Origin of the sequence: Aeromonas sp. R4-2, from assembly GCF_040908295.1 — a bacterium.
Classification (GTDB): domain Bacteria; phylum Pseudomonadota; class Gammaproteobacteria; order Enterobacterales; family Aeromonadaceae; genus Aeromonas; species Aeromonas veronii.
In genome coordinates this window covers 211,667-229,104 of sequence record NZ_JBFODL010000025.1, presented here as the reverse complement: position 1 = coordinate 229,104, position 17,438 = coordinate 211,667, and the positions used below count along the sequence as shown (strand labels likewise).

Below are 17,438 nucleotides of genomic sequence, written 5' to 3'. Positions count from 1 at the left end.
CACCCCTTAGAATGGCGCCCTCGCATACTAACCCTCATGCCCAAGGATCAGAAAATGAGCATATTCGAGCTGTTCAGCATCAATAACACGCTAGTGACCATACCGCTGGGTGGCGGCTATGCCATGTCATGGATTGAAGCCATCGGCACCCTGTTCGGGCTGGCCTGTATCTGGTTCGCCAGTCAGGAGAAGACCATCAACTACCTGTTCGGTCTGATCAACGTCAGCCTGTTTGCCATCATCTTCTTCCAGATCCAGCTCTACGGGCTGTTGATGCTGCAGCTGTTCTTCTTCTGCGCCAACGTCTACGGCTGGTACGCCTGGACCCGCCCGGCCAACGATCAGGGGGATACCCTGCAGATCCGCTGGCTCAGCAGATCCAAACTGATGGTGACCGCCGCCGTGAGCGTGCTGGCCATCGCTCTGCTGACCCGCTATATCGACCCGGTCTTCGCCACCCTGGCGCGCACCTCGGTCTCCCTGCTCAACCTGTTTGGTGCCAACCTTGCCACCCCCGAGCCCTCCCCTGATGCCTTCCCCTTCTGGGATGCCAGCATGACGGTGCTCTCGGTGGTCGCCCAGATCCTGATGACCCGCAAATACGTGGAGAACTGGATCCTCTGGGTCGTCATCAACATCATCAGCATCGGTGTCTATGCCGCGCAGGGCGTTTACGCCATGTCGCTGGAGTACCTGATCCTGCTGTTTATCGCCGCCAACGGCACTCGCCTCTGGGTGATTGCCGCCAAGCGCCAGCCACAAGGTCTGTAAGCCATGAGTCTGTTACCCCATCTCCAGTGCCGCCCCGACCAGATTGCCGAGCGGGTGGTACTGTGCGGCGACCCGGCCCGGGTCGATCGCATCGCCAGCCAGCTCGAACAGTGTGAAGTGCTGGGGCAAAACCGGGAGTTTCGCCTCATCAACGGCCGCTATCAGGGGCTGCCCATCACGGTCTGCAGCACCGGCATCGGCGGCGCCTCGGCCATCATAGCGCTGGAGGAGCTGGTGCAAGCCGGTGCCCGCTCGCTTATTCGGGTCGGCTCCGCCGGTGCCCTGCAGCACGACATCGGGCTGGGCGACCTTATCGTGGTGGAAGGGGCTGTACGCAATGAGGGTGCCTCACAGGCCTATCTGCCCGCCGAGTACCCCGCCTGCGCCGATATCTGGCTGCAGGCCGCCTTGCTCAACCATGTGGCAACCGGCAGCCAGCCTCATTGGCACGGGTTGGTACGCTCCCACGACAGCTTCTATCGGGATGATGAGCAGGAGGTGTGCCGCTACTGGCATGCCCGTGGCGTACTGGGCGCTGACATGGAGACCGCCTCCCTGCTGACCGTGGGTCGCCTGCGCAAGGTGCGGGTCGCCGCCGTGCTCTGCAACGTGGTGCGGTTCGAGCAGGATGTGCAACAAGGGGTGGCGGATTACGCCAGCGCCGAACAGGCGATGATGGCTGGTGAGCAGCAAGCCATCGCCGCCGCCCTCCACGCTCTGGTGCAATAAAGCGCAAACCGTTAACTGCGGCACATCCGCTACCGTGCGGGCTGGTATCCGGCCCGCACTCTTGCTAGCCTCATGGCCCTCGTCATCCGGTGCGACAGGCAAGTCATGCAGCAACAGCCCTACCCCCTCGGCCGTTTTCACGCCGAACTCCAGCAGCTTGAACCCCGCTTTGCCGCGGCGCTCGACACCTGCACCCTGTTTCTGCGCCGCTACCTGCCGGGCGAATTGATCATGCGGCAGGGGGAGCAGAGCGAGCAGCTCTATCTGGTCGAACATGGCCGGGTCTCCCTCAACAGCACAGTGCACTCGGGCCGCCGCTTCCAACTCGGCGAGATTGAGTGTCACAGCCAGATCTTTGGCGAGATGGAGTTCTTCAGCGCCACCCCGGTGCAGTGGAACGTGGTGGCCGAGACCGAGCTGGATGCCCGGGTCATCTGCGCCCACAAGCTGGCCCAGCGGCTGCTGGCCGAACCCGAGCTGACCCTCTTTTTCGCCGCCGCACTTGCCAGCGACTATCTCGATACCCTGGAGATCACCACCAGCCGGCTGCTCCACCCCATCGCCTACAACATCGCCTACGAGTTGTGGCGAGAACGCCAGCGCACCCCCATGCTGGGGTCACGCAAGCGGGCCCATGAGGCGGCGCGCTTCGGCACCACAGAGCGGGTCTACCGCCGCGCCCTCAAGGAGCTGGTCGAACAGGGCATAGTTGCCGACGGCAGCGACGGCCCCGTCATCGCCGATCTGGCCAGGCTGCGCGCCTATCTCGATCTTTGATTTCCTTTCACCTCATTTCGATTCACCCAGTCAGGAGTCACCATGTCTGCCCATTCCTATCCCGAATTCACCTTCTTCAGCCGCTTCGTTGCCGATATTCAGGCGGGCCGCAAGACCATCACCATCCGCGACGAGAGCGAGGCCAACTGGAAGCTTGGCCAGCGGCTGGCGCTGTTCACCAACCCGGAACACCAGCCCTTCGGCACCATAGAGGTGCTCTCGGTCCAGGCGGTCACCTTCGATGAACTGAATGACGAGCATGCCCGTCAGGAGAACATGACCCTCCCTGAGCTCAAACAGGTGATCCGCGATATCTACCCCGATCTGCCGCCGCTCTATGTGATTGAATTCCAGCTGCTTGAAGTCTGATTTTGTGAGCTGCCTCAGCTAACGCCGGTTGCGCTCTCTGGCTAAAGGCGCAAAATAACTGTTTTTATATACAGTTATTGGTGCGTTATGGATATACAACTTGAACCGGCCATTGCGGCCATGGTGGCGGAGTTCATCGCTGCAGGCCGCCCCAAGGCGAGTAGCCTGAGCTGGCAGGCGCGACGTGAAGGCTATCTTGCTTCGGCCATATTGGGCGGTGAACGGGAGGAGGTTGGCGCTATCGAAGAGTGGCAAAACGGCCATTATTCCATTCGCCTCTATCAGCCAGCGCCCACCTCAAGCGCAAACCGTCCGGCCCTGATCTACTTTCATGGCGGCTGTTTTGTCAGCGGCGAGTTCGACACCCACGACCGCCAGATGCGCATGCTGTGTAATCGCGCCGAAGCACTGGTGTTCGCGGTACATACCCGCCTTGCCCCTGAACACACCTATCCTGCAGCACACGACGACGCACTGGCTGCTACGCTCGCCATCATGGCCGATGTGGAGAAATGGCATGGGAATCCGGCACGGATTGTCCTTGCGGGCGACAGTGCAGGCGGCCACCTCGCCCTGATCACCACCTTGCGACTCCAGGAGCAAGGCGCACCCTTGCCTGCAGCCCAACTGCTCATCTATCCGATGCTCGATGCTGCGGGCGACAGTGACAGCTATCGGCAGCTAGGGGATGACTACCTCATCACCCGCGACATGCTGTTAAGCGGTTTTCACGCCTATCTGGGCGAGCTACCCGCCACTCATCCCGAAGCCAGCCCGCTCCACCATCCAGCCCTGTCAGGATTGCCGCCGACCCATATCGTAACGGCGGAATATGATCCGCTGCGCGATGAAGGGGAAGCCCTCTATCGCAAACTGCTACAAGCCGGCGTCACAACCACCTGTCAGCGGCAACTGGGTGTTATACACGGCTTCTTCCAGTTGGCCGGAGTCAGCCCCACTGCGCGTCAGCTCATTGAACAGCTCTCACTGCTTATCAGGAGACTCTGATTTGGCCTTTGCCGAGCGATGTGTTAACAGTGTCCTCTTTTGAATCATGGAGGTGACCCGAGTGTTTGAGGTAGCGAGCCTGAAAGAGGGGATGATGCACGGGGTCGAGCTGTTCCAGCTGCTGTTGGAGATCATCTCCATCGCCTGTGTGGTGATAGGGCTTGGCAAGACCCTCTGGCTGGCGGCAAGAGTGCGAGATCACCAGCCCGGCTTTCCGCGCATTCGCCTCTGTTTCGGCAGTTGGCTCATCTTGGCGCTGGAGTTCCAGCTGGCCGCCGACATCCTGGCCACCACGGTCGCGCCGAGCAAGGAGGAGCTGATCCGCCTCGCCATCATCGCGGTGATCCGCACCTTCCTGAACTACTTCCTCGGCAAGGAGCTGGAGGCGCAGGCGGAACGCCAGCAGGAGCAGCGCAACGAGCAGGCCAAGGCTGCTCAATAACCTGTATTCCTGCAGAGTATCAGTGCTAAGTGCCGTGCCATCCCGACCACCTCCGTGGCCTGGGATGGCACCTTTGTGACCCTTCCCGCACTTTTGGCAATCAGCCAATAATGGAACCCTTTTCAAGGCTTCCCCTGCCCTGTTGACTGCCCGTTCATCTGCGTAAGATAGAAAATCTCTTCCCCCAACCGGCCACGCTGATGAACCCGCAACCCCGCCACACGCCCGCCATCAACCTCGATAGCTGCGTCATCTACCAGATCTACCCCATGAGTTTTCAGGACAGCGATGGCGACGGCATGGGCGATATCAACGGCATCCGCCAGCGCCTCGACTATCTGGCACAGCTTGGTGTCGATATGCTCTGGCTCACCCCCATCTATCGCTCCCCCAAGCGGGACAACGGCTACGACGTGGCGGACTACCGCGCCATCGACCCCGCCTTTGGCACCTTGGCCGAGATGGAGCTGCTGATAGCCGAAGCGGCCGCTCACGGCATCGGCATCATGATGGATATCGTTGCCAACCACACCTCCACCGAGCACGAGTGGTTTATGAAGGCACTGGCCGGGGATCCCCGTTATCAGGGTTATTACGTATTCCGGGATCAAGCCTTTGTCGATGCTCACCCCATTACCTCGATTTTTGGCGGCAGCGGCTGGCAGTATGTGCCAGCGCTTGATCGCTACTACCTGCACAACTTCGATGTGAGTCAGGCCGATCTGGACTGGGACAACCCGGCGGTGCGTGCCGAAATGGCAGAGGTGATCAACTTCTGGCTGGGCAAAGGGATCAAGGGGTTTCGCTTCGATGTGATCGACATGGTGAGCAAGGAGTGGGACCGGCTTGCCATGAGCAATGGCCCGCGCCTGCACGACTATATCCGCGAGCTCAATGCAGCGAGCTTCGGCGGCAAGGGGATCATCACTGTGGGGGAGACCTGGGGGGCCGACCTCGCCCATATGCAGAACTATTCAAACCACGACGGCAGCGAGTTCAGCATGGTGTTCAACTTCGAGCATCTGGGGCTGGGCAGTGACAAGTGGTCATCCCGCTTTGATCTCCTCGCCTTCAAGCGAGCCATGGCCCGCCACCAGCAAGGGCTGCACGGTCAGGGCTGGAACAGCCTGTTTCTCGGCAACCACGACCTGCCCCGCGCCGTATCACGCTTTGGCGATGACAGGTCAGAGTGGCGTGAAACCAGCGCCAACCTGTGGGCCATGGTGCTGCATATGATGCAGGGCACTCCCTTCATCTATCAGGGGGAGGAGCTCGCCATGACCAACCGCCACTGGCAGCCGGGCGAGCTGCGCGATGTGGAGGCCATCAACTACCGCGCCAGCCAGTCAGGGCTGGATCCTGTCGAGCTGAGTCGGCGGCTCGATGCCATCGGCCGCGACAACGCCCGTACCCCGATGCAGTGGGACGCCGGCCCCCACGCCGATTTCAGCACAGCCACGCCCTGGATTGCCCTCAACGCCAATCACATCGAGATTAATGCCGCCGAGCAGCTGGCCCGCCCCGACTCGCCGTTTCACTGCTATCGCCAGCTCATCGCCCTGCGCAAGGCTCACCCGGTCATTCGCCACGGCAATTTCGAGCTGCTGGATGGGGATGATCCCGAGCGCATCAGCTACCGCCGCCACTGGCAGGATCCGGCCAGCACAGAGCGGCACACCCTGCTGCTGCTCGCCAATCTCACGGCGAACCCCTTGCCGATGCCCCACTTCGACAAGGTGACACACAAGATGCGGTTGCTGCTGGCCAATTACCCAAGCGAACCACAGCCACTCTTCGCCCCTTATCAGTGCGCCATCTGGCTGCAAGTGGATCAGGGTTAACCCCGTGCTGACGGGCCATACCAATGGCCCGTCAATCGCCCCACGTTGGCTACCAGCAGAAAATCACGCTCCCACGCGGTGGGATTAAATTAACCACTATTACTGACTTATTAATTGATTATTTATCCCGTTTGATACGCTCTCATTGCCCCTCTTACTATGCCAGCGACCTATCCATTGCCGATGCAACTATCGGCCTTCAAACTGGCATAGCAAAGTGGAAAACAGATGATCACCACAGACGGGAATAACGCAGTCGCCTCGGTGGCGTACCGCACCAGCGAAGTCATCGCCATCTACCCCATCACCCCCAGCTCGGCCATGGCTGAGCAGTCGTCGGCCTGGTCGAGCGAGCGAGGCAAGAACCTGTGGGGGGATGTGCCCCGGGTTGTCGAGATGCAATCGGAAGGGGGGGCCATCGCCGCCGTCCACGGCGCCCTGCAGACCGGCGCGCTGGCGACCTCGTTTACCTCGTCGCAGGGTTTGCTGCTGATGATCCCCAACCTCTACAAGCTGGCAGGTCAGCTCATCCCCTTCGTACTGCATGTGGCGGCGCGCACCGTAGCGGCCCACGCGCTATCGATCTTTGGCGATCACTCGGACGTGATGGCGGTGCGCCAGACCGGCTGCGCCATGCTCTGTGCCAGCAATGTGCAGGAGGCGCAGGACTTTGCCCTGATTTCGCAGATAGCGAGCCTCAACAGCCGCCTCCCCTTTATCCACTTCTTCGACGGCTTTCGTACCTCTCACGAGATCGCCAAGATAGCGCCGCTCGCTGACGACACTCTGCGTGCCCTGCTGCCCGCAGATGCCATCCGTGCTCATCGTGACCGGGCGCTCACCCCCGACAAACCGGTCATTCGCGGCACCGCCGCCAACCCGGACACCTACTTCCAGTGCAGGGAGGCGAGCAACCCCTGGTATGACGCCGCCTATGGCCATGTGAACGATGCGATGCAAGCCTTTGGCGAGCAGACCGGCCGCTACTACCGGCCGTTTGAATATGTCGGCCACCCGCAGGCGGAGCGGATAGTGGTGCTGATGGGCTCGGCCATCGGCACCTGTGAAGAGGTGATCGAACGCCTGCTTGCCCAAGGGGAGAAGGTGGGGCTGGTGAAGGTGCGGCTGTTCCGTCCCTTCTCGGCCGGGCACCTGTTGGCCGCGATTCCCGAGAGTGCCCGCACCATCGCCGTGCTGGATCGCACCAAAGAGCCGGGCGCACAGGCCGAGCCCCTCTATCTCGATGTGATGACGGCGCTTGCCGAAGCGGTCAGCCGGGGCGAGCGGGCAAGCCTGCCGCGGGTCATCGGCGGTCGCTATGGCCTCTCCTCCAAAGAGTTCGGCCCCGCCTGCGCGCTGGCAGTGTTTGCCGAACTGGCGCAGGAGAACCCGCGCCCGCGCTTTACCGTCGGCATCTTCGATGACATCACAGGTCTCTCGCTACCGCTGCCCGCGCTGAATTCGCAAAGCCCCATCCACGGCCAGCAACACAAGCTGGAGGCACTCTTCTACGGTCTTGGCAGCGATGGCACCGTCTCGGCGGCCAAGAACAGCATCAAGATCCTCGGCAACCACACCGGCCTCTATCCGCAGGGCTATTTCGTCTACGACTCCAAAAAGGCGGGCGGCCTCACCGTCTCTCACCTCCGGGTAGGCGAGCGACCGCTCCAATCGGCCTATCTGGTGGAAGAGGCGGACTTTATCGGCTGCCATCAGTGGCAGTTTGTCGACAAGTACCGGATGGCGGAGCGCTTGAAAACGGGTGGTATCTTCCTGCTCAACACCCCCTACAGCGAAGCGGAGATCTGGCAACGCCTACCCAGCGAGGTACAGCACGCCCTGCGCGAGAAAGAGGCGCGCTTCTACATCATCAACGCCGCCAAAATTGCCCGCGACTGCCAGCTCGGCAACCGCATCAATACCGTGATGCAGATGGCCTTCTTCCAGCTCAGCGCCATCATTCCCCCCACAGAGGCGACCAGCCTGCTGAAGCAGGCCATCGCCGCCAGCTATGGCAGCAAGGGGCAGACTCTGGTCGAGCGCAACTGGATGGCACTGGAGGCAACCTGCGCCGCTCTGACCCGGGTGCCGCTGGGTGAGCTGGATCCCGCCAGTCGCCCGCGCCCACCGGTGGTTTCAGCCAAGGCCCCCGATTTTGTCCAGACCGTCACCGCCGCCATGCTGGCGGGACTGGGTGACAGCCTGCCGGTCTCCGCCTTCCCGCCGGATGGCACCTGGCCGGTCGGTACCACCCGCTGGGAGAAGCGCAATATCGCCAAGGAGATCCCTATCTGGGAGGCGGAGCTCTGTACCCAGTGCAACTACTGCGTCGCCGCCTGTCCCCACTCGGCCATTCGCGCCAAGGTGGTAGAACCGGATGCGCTGGTCGCAGCTCCCGCCACTCTCGATGCGCTGGATGTGAAATCCCGCGACATGCGCGGCCAGCAGTACGTGCTGCAGGTGGCGCCAGAGGATTGCACCGGCTGCAACCTCTGCGTCGAGGTGTGCCCGGCCAAGGATCGCAGCAACCCGGATCACAAGGCGATCAATATGGCTTCACGGCTCGATCACCTCGACGAGCAGAAGGCCAACTACGACTTCTTCCTCGACCTGCCAGAGCGCAGCGCCGAGCAGCTGGAACGCATCGACATCCGCACCTCCCAGCTCATCTCGCCGCTGTTTGAATACTCGGGCGCCTGCTCCGGCTGTGGCGAGACTCCCTATATCAAGTTGCTGACCCAGCTCTATGGCGATCGGCTGCTGATTGCCAACGCCACCGGCTGCTCGTCCATTTATGGCGGCAACCTGCCTACCACCCCCTACACCACCAACGCCGACGGGCGCGGGCCGGCCTGGGCCAACTCGCTGTTTGAAGACAACGCCGAGTTCGGACTGGGGTTCCGTCTTACCGTCGATCAACACAGGGAGCGGGTTCGCCGTCTGCTGGCGAGCCTGGGCGACACCATACCGGCAGCGCTACGCGAGGTGCTCGGCGATGCCACCCTGCCGGTTTCCGAGCAGCGGGCCCATATCCAGCAGTTGCGGGAGCTGCTGCAAGAGAGCAAGACTCCGGAGGCCCTTGAGCTGGCTCGCGATGCGGACTATCTGGTGGAAAAATCGGTCTGGCTCATCGGCGGCGATGGCTGGGCCTACGACATCGGCTTTGGCGGACTCGACCATGTGCTGAGTCTGGGGGAGAACATCAATGTGCTGGTGCTCGACACCCAGTGCTACTCCAACACCGGCGGCCAGCAGTCCAAGGCCACCCCGCTCGGTGCCATCACCAAGTTTGGCGAGCAGGGCAAACGCAAGGCACGCAAGGATCTCGGGGCCAGCGTGATGATGTATGGCCACGTCTATGTGGCGCAGATCTCCCTCGGCGCCCAAATGAACCAGACGGTGAAGGCGATTCAGGAGGCGGAAGCCTATCCGGGACCGTCGCTCATCATCGCCTACAGCCCCTGCGAGGAGCATGGCTACGACATGGCCGAGAGCCATGAGCAGATGAAGCAGCTGACAGCCACCGGCTTCTGGCCGCTCTACCGCTTCGATCCGCGCCGCGCCGACGAGGGCAAGTTGCCGCTGGCACTCGACTCGCGGGCACCCAATGCCTCGCTGGCCGAGACCTTGCGCCATGAGCCCCGCTTCCAGCGGCTGGAGCGTCAGCTGCCGGAGGTGGCCAGCCAGCTCTATGAAGAAGCGGAGCAGGAGGCCAACCGCCGCTTCGCCTGGTTGAGTCAACTTGCAGGCAAGGAGAGTCCGGCGCAGGAGTAAGCCACGTATGGCTTGATGGCAACAGCCACGCTATTCGCCAAATAACAATCAGGGCTCCCCGCGGGGAGCCCTGATGCTAGCTATGGTGAGCCAATATCGGCGCAGGCCAAATCAGGCGCTGATGGAGGCCAGCTCGTGGCGCTTCAACGCCAGCAGGGTGATGAGCAGCGCCAGCGTGGCGATCAATGCCATGCCGATATAGGTCGCGCTGAAGCCCGGGGCCAGCAGATCGGGGGCGAGCCGGCTCAGATCGCCACCGCTGCCGGCTGGCAGGCGGAAATGAAACAGCATGGAGCAGATGGCCACGCCGACGGCACCGCCAAGCTCCCGCCCGAAGTTGAACAGCGACATGCCGATGCCGCGATCTTCCCGTGGCAGGGCATTCTGTACCACCACCGAGAGGGCGGGCAGCACCAGACCCAGACCAATACCGGCAAACCCGAGCGCCAGCTTGACCCAGGCATCGAAGTGGATCTGCCACAGAGCCACTGCCGCCAGCGCAAAACCGACCGCAACAAAGCTTTTGTAGTGACCGGTACGGCCAATCAGCTTGCCACCGACAAAGGCCCCGGCAGTGATGCAGATCATGAAGATGACCATGATGGCGCCGCTCTCGCTGGCGCTCATCCCCTTCTGCCACTGCATCTGCAACGGCAGATAGACCAGCACGGCAAACATCAGCAACTGGGAGAGCATCACCAGCAGCACGCTCACCAGATAGCCGGGCAGCCGGGCCAGATGGACAGGCAGAATGGGGTCGTGGGCACGCCGCTCAATCAGAACCAGCAGCAGCAACGCGACGCCCAGCGCCGCCGAGAGCCAGACTGCAGGCAGCGCCGCTTCCGGCGAGAGCAGCAACAGGGTGAGCGTGGTGACGGTAATCAGCAGACCCGCCCCCTTCCAGTCGAAGCGACTGTGGCGGCGCACGTTGAGCTGCTTGAGGTTGCGGTTGATGAGAAAGACCGACAGCGCCCCGAGCGGCAGATTGATCCAGAAGATCCAGCGCCAGCTGAGTTGCTCGGTGAAGTAGCCGCCAAGCAAGGGGCCAGCGATGCTGGAGACTGCATAGACCGCTGAGATGTAACCCTGATACTTGCCCACCTCCCGCGGCGGAATGGTGTCGGCAATCACGGTAAACGCGAGGGCAATCAGGCCGCCGCCTCCCAGCCCTTGCAGCACCCGTGCAGCCAACAGGGTCGGCAGATCCAGGGAGAGCGCGCAGGCCACCGAGCCAGCCAGAAACAGGCCGATGCCGATATTGAGCATCCGCACCCGGCCAAAGAGATCGCTCAGCTTGCCGTAGAGAGGCAACACGGCGGTGGCAGCCAGCAGGTAGGCGGTGACCACCCAGGTAAGGGCGGCCCCAGCGTGCAGCTCGGCGCCAATCATGGGCAGCGGGGTAGTGACTATGCTCTTTTCCAGTGAACCAAGCGCGATCACCAGCGCCACACTGGAGAAAATAGTTTTGGGGGATATTTTCGAGGTCATAAGCGGACTCGCAGATCTGATATGCCAAAGTATCCGGCAATGAACGGATTATTGTCTCACAAATCAGCAAGAGATAGAAAAAACGGCGGCCGCAATCTGCCCAACCATGAGGCCGATCCCACAAAACGCCGACCGTTTCTGCTAGCCTGCTCTATTTGATTCAAGGAGCCCCCATGAGCGAGCGTGAGCAGTACGGGTTTGATCACTACGATGCCCTGATTTTCGATATGGATGGCACTTTGGTCGATTCCATGCCCCTTCATCTGGATGCCTGGGAGCTCACCTGCGCCGAATTCGGCATCCCCTTCGAGCGGGAACAGCTCTATCAGTACGGCGGCATTCCCACCCGCAAGATCATCGCCATGCTGGCCGAGCAGCAGGGGCTGACGGTGGATGTCGAGGCTTTTACCCGTCGCAAGATTGCCCTCTATATGGAACATATCGACAAGGTCAGCGTCTTTCCCAAGATGTGGGAGCTGGTCAGGCACTATCACGGCAAGGTGAAGATGGGGATTGGCACCGGCTCACCGCGCAATCAGGCGGACTCCATCCTGAAAAGTACCGGGCTCGATGCCTATATCTCTGTGGTGGTGAGCGCCGATGATGTCACCAACCACAAGCCGCACCCTGATACCTTCTTGCAGGTGGCCGAATTGCTCGGCGCCAATCCGGCCAACTGTCTGGTGTTTGAAGATACCCGCATCGGGCTTGAGGCTGGCAAGGCGGCGGGGATGGATACCGTGCTGGTTATCGAAGGTGACCTGCACCAGCGCTAAACGGCTCAGGGCAAGCAGACAAACCGATAGGATGGTGCCATCACAGTGGCACCATTTTTTGTTTACGTGAGCTTGGCGGCAGCGTCAGTGCCCAGACAGAGTTGCGATCACCGCCGGAATAGTGGCAACCGTCAGACAAAGGGCGTTGGCGTTGGCCTCATCCTGTAGTGCCTGATGAGTGCGAAGCAGCTCAAGGGCTTCGGCCGGGGTATCTGCAAAGGTGGGGGCGGCGATGGCGGCAAATCCCTGTTCGACCAGTTGACGACGCTCATCGCTATAGCTGGGTGCATTGGCATCTAGATAGGTAAGCGCCTGACCCTGCTTGAAAAAGTGATAGTTAGGCATCGATTGGCCCCGCAAAAATAAAGCGCCATTCTACTCCTTTTTGCTCCACCGCCAGCGTCAATCTGTGTCGTCTCAAGTGATCTAGTTCACATTTTTATCAACACACATTTACCGGTTGAGCGCCGTACAAATCCCCTCCCCACGCGGCGTCAGACAACACTCGCCACCGTCACTCTGCGCCAAACAAAACGCCTCCACAAAGGAGGCGTTGCGACTGAAACAGGGTGGCTCCCGTTACATGGCATTCGTCGATTCGAAGATCTTGTCCGCCGAGGCCTCGACAAAGCCCGGATAGAGCACGCCATCGGCCTGCGGATAGCGCAGGGCAAACTCGTAGAAGCAGCTCGGGATGGTACGCACCCCATCGCTGAACGGCACCTCGGCTTTGTCGGCCATGGTGGAGGATTGCTCCAGCATCACCTGCGGGTCCCCTTTCACCTCGCCACCCACGCTGTTGAGCACAAAACCCGCCGCCTTGAGCGCCGCATTGACCTGATGGATGGTGTCGAAATCCTTCAACTTGTTGATATTGACCGTGAAGTGGTTAGCACGATAGCCCCATGCAGCCATCCAGGCCGCGTACTCGCTCTCCGCCAGCAGGGTCTGATAATCGGCATAGGAGACCTGCCAGGGGGCACCGGTGTAGAGAAATGCCGGGGTATCGGTCAGATGTTCGGGCACCTGATCCGCCAGCTTGTGGATGATGGCCTGCGCCGCTGGGGAGAGTTCTTCCACCTTCAGCTCGCTGATAAACACCTTGGGAGCATCCGAATCCTGATGCTCGAAGTGCTTGGCGTAGAGCTTCTTGGCCTTGAAGACATACTCGCCCTTCTGCTCGTAACCGAGCGCCAGGAAGTGGGCGGCCAGCTTCTCCAGCCCCAGCTTGGGCAGGTTGTAGGTACGAAACGCCACGTGATCGTTGACGATGGGCTCGCCGCCACCCAGCAGGGTGTGCACCTTGAGGGCGCTCGGGGTCACCTTGATGTAGTTGTCCCACAGATGGCTGAACAGGGTGTCGATATCCTTTTGCATCTCTCTTTCCTTTGATTGCGGGTACAGATGGGGGCACCGCTGGATGCCCCGTGTCGTTATTAGAAGCGCAGGCCGGGCGACAGTTGATCCGGCATAGCGGCTTTGCTGTCTTCGACAGAGGCAACCGGATACGCACAGTAGTCTGCGGCGTAGTAGGCGCTAGCCCTGTGGTTGCCAGAGGCGCCAATGCCACCAAACGGCGCTGCACTGGAGGCACCGGTGATGGGCTTGTTCCAGTTGACGATACCGGCGCGGATCCGCTTGAAGAAGTGGTGCCAGTCCGCCTCCTTGTCCCCCAGCAGACCGGCCGAGAGACCATAACGGGTGGCGTTGCCCTGATCGATGGCGGCATCGAAATCGTCATAGCGAATGAGTTGCAGCAGCGGGCCGAAGTACTCTTCATCCGGCAGCTCGCTCACTGAGGTCACATCGATAATGCCCGGGGAGACAAAGCCGGTGCCCGCTTCCAGGTGCTTGAGGGTAAGCAGGCTCTCGCCACCGAGGCGCTGCAGGTTGGCTTGCGCCTCGACCATGCCCTGTGCTGCCTTCTCGCTTATCATCGAACCCATGAAAGGCTGCTCGGCGGCGTCATAGAGGCCGACCTTGATCTGGCCGACCACCTCGACCAGTCGATTGACCAGGGCATCGCCCCGCTCACCGCGCTCGACAAACAGACGGCGAGAGCAAGTACAGCGCTGACCGGAAGTGATGAACGCCGACTGGACGATGGCATGGACGGCGCCGTCTATGTCGCTCACGTCTTTCACGATCAGCGGATTGTTGCCGCCCATCTCGAGGGCCAGAATTTTGCCCGGCTGGCCGGCAAACTGTTGATGGAGGAAATGCCCGGTGCGGGAGGAGCCGGTGAAGAAGAGGCCGTCGATATCCGGGTTGCCAGCCAGCGACTTGCCGGTCTCGACCTCCCCTTGCACCAGATTGAGCACGCCCTTGGGCAGCCCCGCCTCCTGCCACACCTTGACCATGGCTTCGGCCACCATGGGTGTCAGCTCGGAGGGTTTGAACACCACGGCGTTACCCGCAATCAGCGCCGGGACTATATGGCCGTTGGGCAGATGGCCCGGGAAGTTGTAAGGGCCGAACACCGCAACCACACCGTGGGGCTTGTGACGGACAAACGCCTTGGCGCCCGGCATGGCATTTTCAACGGTGCCGGTACGCTCGTCATGGGCACGAATGGAGATGGCAATCTTGCCCTGCATGGCGGCTACTTCGGTGCGGGTCTCCCACAGCGGTTTGCCTGTTTCGCGGGCGATGGTCAGGGCCAGCACCTCTTTCTGCTCGCCAAGCAGGTCGGCATAACGACGCACTATGGCCAGACGATCCTCAAGGCTCATGTCCGCCCAGTGGTAGAAGGCGGCACGGGCGGCCTTGACGGCGGCATCGACCTGCGCCGCACTGGCGGTAGCCCCCTGCCAGATCACCTCGTTCTTGGCCGGATCCCGTGACTCGAACGGCTTGCCTTCACCGGCAAGCCACTGACCGTCGATAAATTGCACTAACTGGCTCATCCATTCACTCCCTGTCGCTGGCAGGCAGCCTCGGCTGCCTGTCTGATAATCGGTTTGCTTGTCCTGTTTGCCTCAGTCGAGGTCAACCACCCGCACCATGTCGCCATCCTGCACCTTGAGTGCCGCCGCCATCTTGGGCGGGATAATGGCTTCGTGCTTGTCGAGATCGACCCGGATATTGCCGTAGCAGGCGCGGTAATGCTCGAAACGGCTGTTGCAGATAAGGTGGGTCTTGCCACCGATGGGCTCGCCCACCAACACCCGCAGCTTCTTGCTGCGGCGCACACTGCGGATATTCTTCACGTCACACTCGACGGTGGGGCCCGCATCGAAGATATCGACGTAGCCACGGTTCACGAAGCCCTCGTCCTGCAGCATCTTGATGGCTGGACGGGTCTTCTCGTGGGTCTGACCGATAACGGCCCGCGCCTCCTTGCTCAGCAAATTGACGTAGATCGGGTACTTGGGCATCAACTCGGCGATAAAGCGCTTCTTGCCGATGCCGGTCAGATAGTCGACGGTGGGAAAATCCATCGAGAAGAAATGGGTTTGCAGCCACTCGTAGAAGGGGCTGTGACCGTTGGCATCGGAGACGCCGCGCATCTCGGCGAAGACGGTCTCGTCAAACAGCTCGGGGTGCTCGGCCATAAACAGGAAGCGGTGCTTGGAGAGCAGGCGGCCGTTGAGCCCCTCGCGGGCACATTCGCGCAAAAACAGGGTGCAAAGCTCGGAGTTGCCGGTGTAGTCGTTGGAGAGGGTCAGGGTTTCAACGACGTTGTAGATGCCGAGCTTGGGAGAAGAGTGCACCACCTTGCCGATGTGGTAGTTGTAAAACGGCTGGGAGAGGCCAACCGCGGCATCGATGGCACAGGTGCCCACCATCTCGCCGGTCTCCAGATCCTCAGCCACGAAGAAGTAAAGGCAGTCCCCCTTGCCTGCGGGCTTGTCGGAAAAAGTCTGGGTAGAGGCATCGATCTTGCGCTGCAGCAACTCATCGTTGACGGGCAACGAGGTCATGCCGGTGCCGGACTCGATGGCGCAGGTCTTGAGCCCGGCAAAATCTTTTTGCTCGATGGGACGGATAACCAACATAAATGACAACTCCCTTTCATTGACGACAGGTGGGGTCCCGGCTCCTGCCGGGAGAGCTCCCCACCTCAATTTGGAATCAGGCGTTAACCACCTGGGCAACCGCCTTCTCGAAGCGGGCCAACCCTTCCTTGATGTCCGCTTCCGGGATCACCAGTGAAGGGGCAAAACGAACCACGTTGGTACCAGCCACCAGTGCCATCAGCCCCTGATCGATGGAGGCCAGCAGGAAGTCGCGGGAACGCCCCTTGTAGGCATCGCTCAGGGCCGCGCCCAGCAGCAGACCCTTGCCGCGGATCTCGCTAAAGCAGTGGTATTTGGCATTGATGGCTTCAAGGCCATCGCGGAACAACTGTTCGCGCTGCTTGATGCCCGCCAGCACCTCCGGGGTATTGATCACATCGATCACCGCTTCCGCCACCGCACAGGCCAGCGGGTTGCCGCCGTAAGTAGAGCCGTGAGTGCCCACTTTCAGGTAAGAAGCAATCTCGTCGGTGGTCAGCATGGCGCCGATGGGGAAACCGCCACCCAGCGCCTTGGCGCTGGTGAGGATGTCCGGCGTGACGCCGAGCCCCATATAGGCATAGAGATCACCGGTCCGGCCAACCCCTGACTGCACTTCGTCATACACCAGCAGGGCATTGTGTTTGTCACACAGCTCGCGCACCCCTTTGGCAAACTCGTCGGTAGGACGAATGATGCCACCCTCCCCTTGCAGCGGCTCCATCACCACGGCGCAGGTGTTGTCGGAGATCACCTCGGCCAGCGCAGCCAGATCGTTGTAGGGAACATGGGTAATGTCACCGGGCTTGGGACCGAAGCCATCGGAGTAGGCTGCCTGGCCACCGACGCTGACAGTAAAGAAGGTGCGACCGTGGAAGCCCTGATTGAAGGCGATGATCTGGGTCTTCTGCTCGCCAAACTTCTCGATGGCGTAGCGGCGAGCCAGCTTGAGAGCGGCTTCGTTCGCTTCGGCGCCGGAGTTGCAGAAGTAGACCTTGTCGGCGAAGGTGGCGGCGACCAGCTTCTTGGCCAGACGCAGGGCCGGCTCGTTGGTCATGACGTTGGAGAGGTGCCACAGCTTCTCGCCCTGGGTTTTCAGGGCCTCGACCAGCTTGGGATGACAGTGACCCAAACCGTTGACGGCGATGCCACCGGCGAAGTCGACATACTCGCGCCCTTCCTGATCCCAGACACGTGACCCTTCACCACGCACCGGGATGATCTTGGCGGGCGCATAGTTGGGAACCATCACTTCATCAAACACTTCACGTGTCACTGCCAACAACTCTGACATATAGCTCTCCTTCGATTCGGCGACAGAATAATCCACCGCCCAAAAGTTAAATCCGTGTAAACGTGACGGGATTATCACAGAAATAAAGTAAAAAGTCTGTAACAAGACGGCCTATAAGGAACAATGTTCGATTGCTCTTGAGATTTTAGGCAACCGCATTGCATAACGACT

15 protein-coding genes are annotated in these 17,438 nt (G+C 60.9%); 9 read left to right on the top strand and 6 right to left on the bottom strand.

Annotation, left to right across the window (positions count from 1 at the left end):
- Positions 1-54: 54 nt before the first annotated feature.
- From pnuC to nifJ, 8 genes are all read left to right on the top strand, one after another.
- On the top strand, positions 55-771 hold the full coding sequence (gene pnuC, locus AB5Y99_RS20525; protein WP_100645328.1) for a nicotinamide riboside transporter PnuC: 717 nt from the start codon (positions 55-57) through the stop codon (positions 769-771).
- Between the two features lie 3 nt (positions 772-774).
- On the top strand, positions 775-1,500 hold the full coding sequence (locus AB5Y99_RS20520) for a nucleoside phosphorylase (protein WP_368210756.1): 726 nt from the start codon (positions 775-777) through the stop codon (positions 1,498-1,500).
- A gap of 105 nt (positions 1,501-1,605) precedes the next feature.
- A complete protein-coding gene (locus AB5Y99_RS20515; RefSeq protein ID WP_075114944.1) occupies positions 1,606-2,277 on the top strand; it encodes a Crp/Fnr family transcriptional regulator in 672 nt (223 codons plus the stop codon).
- 42 nt (positions 2,278-2,319) lie between these two features.
- Positions 2,320-2,646 carry a N(4)-acetylcytidine aminohydrolase gene (gene yqfB / locus AB5Y99_RS20510; protein WP_368210754.1) on the top strand — a complete coding sequence of 109 codons (327 nt, stop codon included), beginning with the start codon at positions 2,320-2,322 and terminating at the stop codon, positions 2,644-2,646.
- An 87-nt stretch (positions 2,647-2,733) separates the two neighbouring features.
- Positions 2,734-3,654, top strand: coding sequence for an alpha/beta hydrolase (locus AB5Y99_RS20505; RefSeq protein WP_252412110.1), 921 nt, complete (start codon positions 2,734-2,736; stop codon positions 3,652-3,654).
- A gap of 61 nt (positions 3,655-3,715) precedes the next feature.
- Positions 3,716-4,096 carry a DUF1622 domain-containing protein gene (locus tag AB5Y99_RS20500; RefSeq protein WP_058055657.1) on the top strand — a complete coding sequence of 127 codons (381 nt, stop codon included), beginning with the start codon at positions 3,716-3,718 and terminating at the stop codon, positions 4,094-4,096.
- A 200-nt stretch (positions 4,097-4,296) separates the two neighbouring features.
- Positions 4,297-5,937 (top strand): alpha-glucosidase, encoded by a 1,641-nt coding sequence (locus AB5Y99_RS20495; protein WP_252412109.1) that lies wholly within the window; start codon positions 4,297-4,299, stop codon positions 5,935-5,937.
- Positions 5,938-6,165: 228 nt separating this feature from the next.
- Complete coding sequence (gene nifJ, locus AB5Y99_RS20490; protein WP_368210751.1) at positions 6,166-9,711, top strand: pyruvate:ferredoxin (flavodoxin) oxidoreductase; 3,546 nt, start codon at positions 6,166-6,168, stop codon at positions 9,709-9,711.
- Positions 9,712-9,822: 111 nt separating this feature from the next.
- On the opposite strand, the gene AB5Y99_RS20485 is transcribed toward nifJ, so the two are convergent.
- Positions 9,823-11,199 (bottom strand): MDR family MFS transporter, encoded by a 1,377-nt coding sequence (locus AB5Y99_RS20485; RefSeq protein WP_368210749.1) that lies wholly within the window; start codon positions 11,197-11,199, stop codon positions 9,823-9,825.
- Between the two features lie 173 nt (positions 11,200-11,372).
- Here AB5Y99_RS20485 and AB5Y99_RS20480 point away from each other — a divergent pair, with 173 nt between their 5' ends.
- On the top strand, positions 11,373-11,975 hold the full coding sequence (locus AB5Y99_RS20480; RefSeq protein ID WP_111900747.1) for an HAD family phosphatase: 603 nt from the start codon (positions 11,373-11,375) through the stop codon (positions 11,973-11,975).
- Positions 11,976-12,059: 84 nt separating this feature from the next.
- Here AB5Y99_RS20480 and AB5Y99_RS20475 read toward each other — a convergent pair whose 3' ends face one another.
- The 5 genes from AB5Y99_RS20475 to AB5Y99_RS20455 form a co-directional block, all read right to left on the bottom strand.
- Positions 12,060-12,320 carry a hypothetical protein gene (locus tag AB5Y99_RS20475; protein ID WP_076491277.1) on the bottom strand — a complete coding sequence of 87 codons (261 nt, stop codon included), beginning with the start codon at positions 12,318-12,320 and terminating at the stop codon, positions 12,060-12,062.
- Between the two features lie 234 nt (positions 12,321-12,554).
- Complete coding sequence (locus AB5Y99_RS20470) at positions 12,555-13,352, bottom strand: DUF1338 domain-containing protein (protein WP_368210747.1); 798 nt, start codon at positions 13,350-13,352, stop codon at positions 12,555-12,557.
- A gap of 59 nt (positions 13,353-13,411) precedes the next feature.
- On the bottom strand, positions 13,412-14,881 hold the full coding sequence (astD, locus tag AB5Y99_RS20465) for a succinylglutamate-semialdehyde dehydrogenase (RefSeq protein ID WP_323888230.1): 1,470 nt from the start codon (positions 14,879-14,881) through the stop codon (positions 13,412-13,414).
- Between the two features lie 72 nt (positions 14,882-14,953).
- Positions 14,954-15,973, bottom strand: a complete 1,020-nt coding sequence (gene astA / locus AB5Y99_RS20460) for an arginine N-succinyltransferase (protein ID WP_005334994.1) — start codon at positions 15,971-15,973, stop codon at positions 14,954-14,956.
- Positions 15,974-16,049: 76 nt separating this feature from the next.
- A complete protein-coding gene (locus AB5Y99_RS20455) occupies positions 16,050-17,267 on the bottom strand; it encodes an aspartate aminotransferase family protein (protein WP_040066904.1) in 1,218 nt (405 codons plus the stop codon).
- Between the last annotated feature and the right edge of the window lie 171 nt (positions 17,268-17,438).

Excerpts from the sequence above, each read along its gene's own strand:
- AB5Y99_RS20485 (WP_368210749.1), bottom strand. The coding sequence starts at position 11,199 with ATGACCTCGAAAATATCCCCCAAAACTATTTTCTCCAGTGTGGCGCTG.
- AB5Y99_RS20520 (WP_368210756.1), top strand. The coding sequence starts at position 775 with ATGAGTCTGTTACCCCATCTCCAGTGCCGCCCCGACCAGATTGCCGAG.
- AB5Y99_RS20475 (WP_076491277.1), bottom strand. The coding sequence starts at position 12,320 with ATGCCTAACTATCACTTTTTCAAGCAGGGTCAGGCGCTTACCTATCTA.
- AB5Y99_RS20470 (WP_368210747.1), bottom strand. The coding sequence starts at position 13,352 with ATGCAAAAGGATATCGACACCCTGTTCAGCCATCTGTGGGACAACTAC.
- AB5Y99_RS20455 (WP_040066904.1), bottom strand. The coding sequence starts at position 17,267 with ATGTCAGAGTTGTTGGCAGTGACACGTGAAGTGTTTGATGAAGTGATG.
- astA (WP_005334994.1), bottom strand. The coding sequence starts at position 15,973 with ATGTTGGTTATCCGTCCCATCGAGCAAAAAGATTTTGCCGGGCTCAAG.
- yqfB (WP_368210754.1), top strand. The coding sequence starts at position 2,320 with ATGTCTGCCCATTCCTATCCCGAATTCACCTTCTTCAGCCGCTTCGTT.
- AB5Y99_RS20495 (WP_252412109.1), top strand. The coding sequence starts at position 4,297 with ATGAACCCGCAACCCCGCCACACGCCCGCCATCAACCTCGATAGCTGC.
- AB5Y99_RS20515 (WP_075114944.1), top strand. The coding sequence starts at position 1,606 with ATGCAGCAACAGCCCTACCCCCTCGGCCGTTTTCACGCCGAACTCCAG.
- astD (WP_323888230.1), bottom strand. The coding sequence starts at position 14,881 with ATGAGCCAGTTAGTGCAATTTATCGACGGTCAGTGGCTTGCCGGTGAA.
- nifJ (WP_368210751.1), top strand. The coding sequence starts at position 6,166 with ATGATCACCACAGACGGGAATAACGCAGTCGCCTCGGTGGCGTACCGC.
- pnuC (WP_100645328.1), top strand. The coding sequence starts at position 55 with ATGAGCATATTCGAGCTGTTCAGCATCAATAACACGCTAGTGACCATA.
- AB5Y99_RS20505 (WP_252412110.1), top strand. The coding sequence starts at position 2,734 with ATGGATATACAACTTGAACCGGCCATTGCGGCCATGGTGGCGGAGTTC.
- AB5Y99_RS20480 (WP_111900747.1), top strand. The coding sequence starts at position 11,373 with ATGAGCGAGCGTGAGCAGTACGGGTTTGATCACTACGATGCCCTGATT.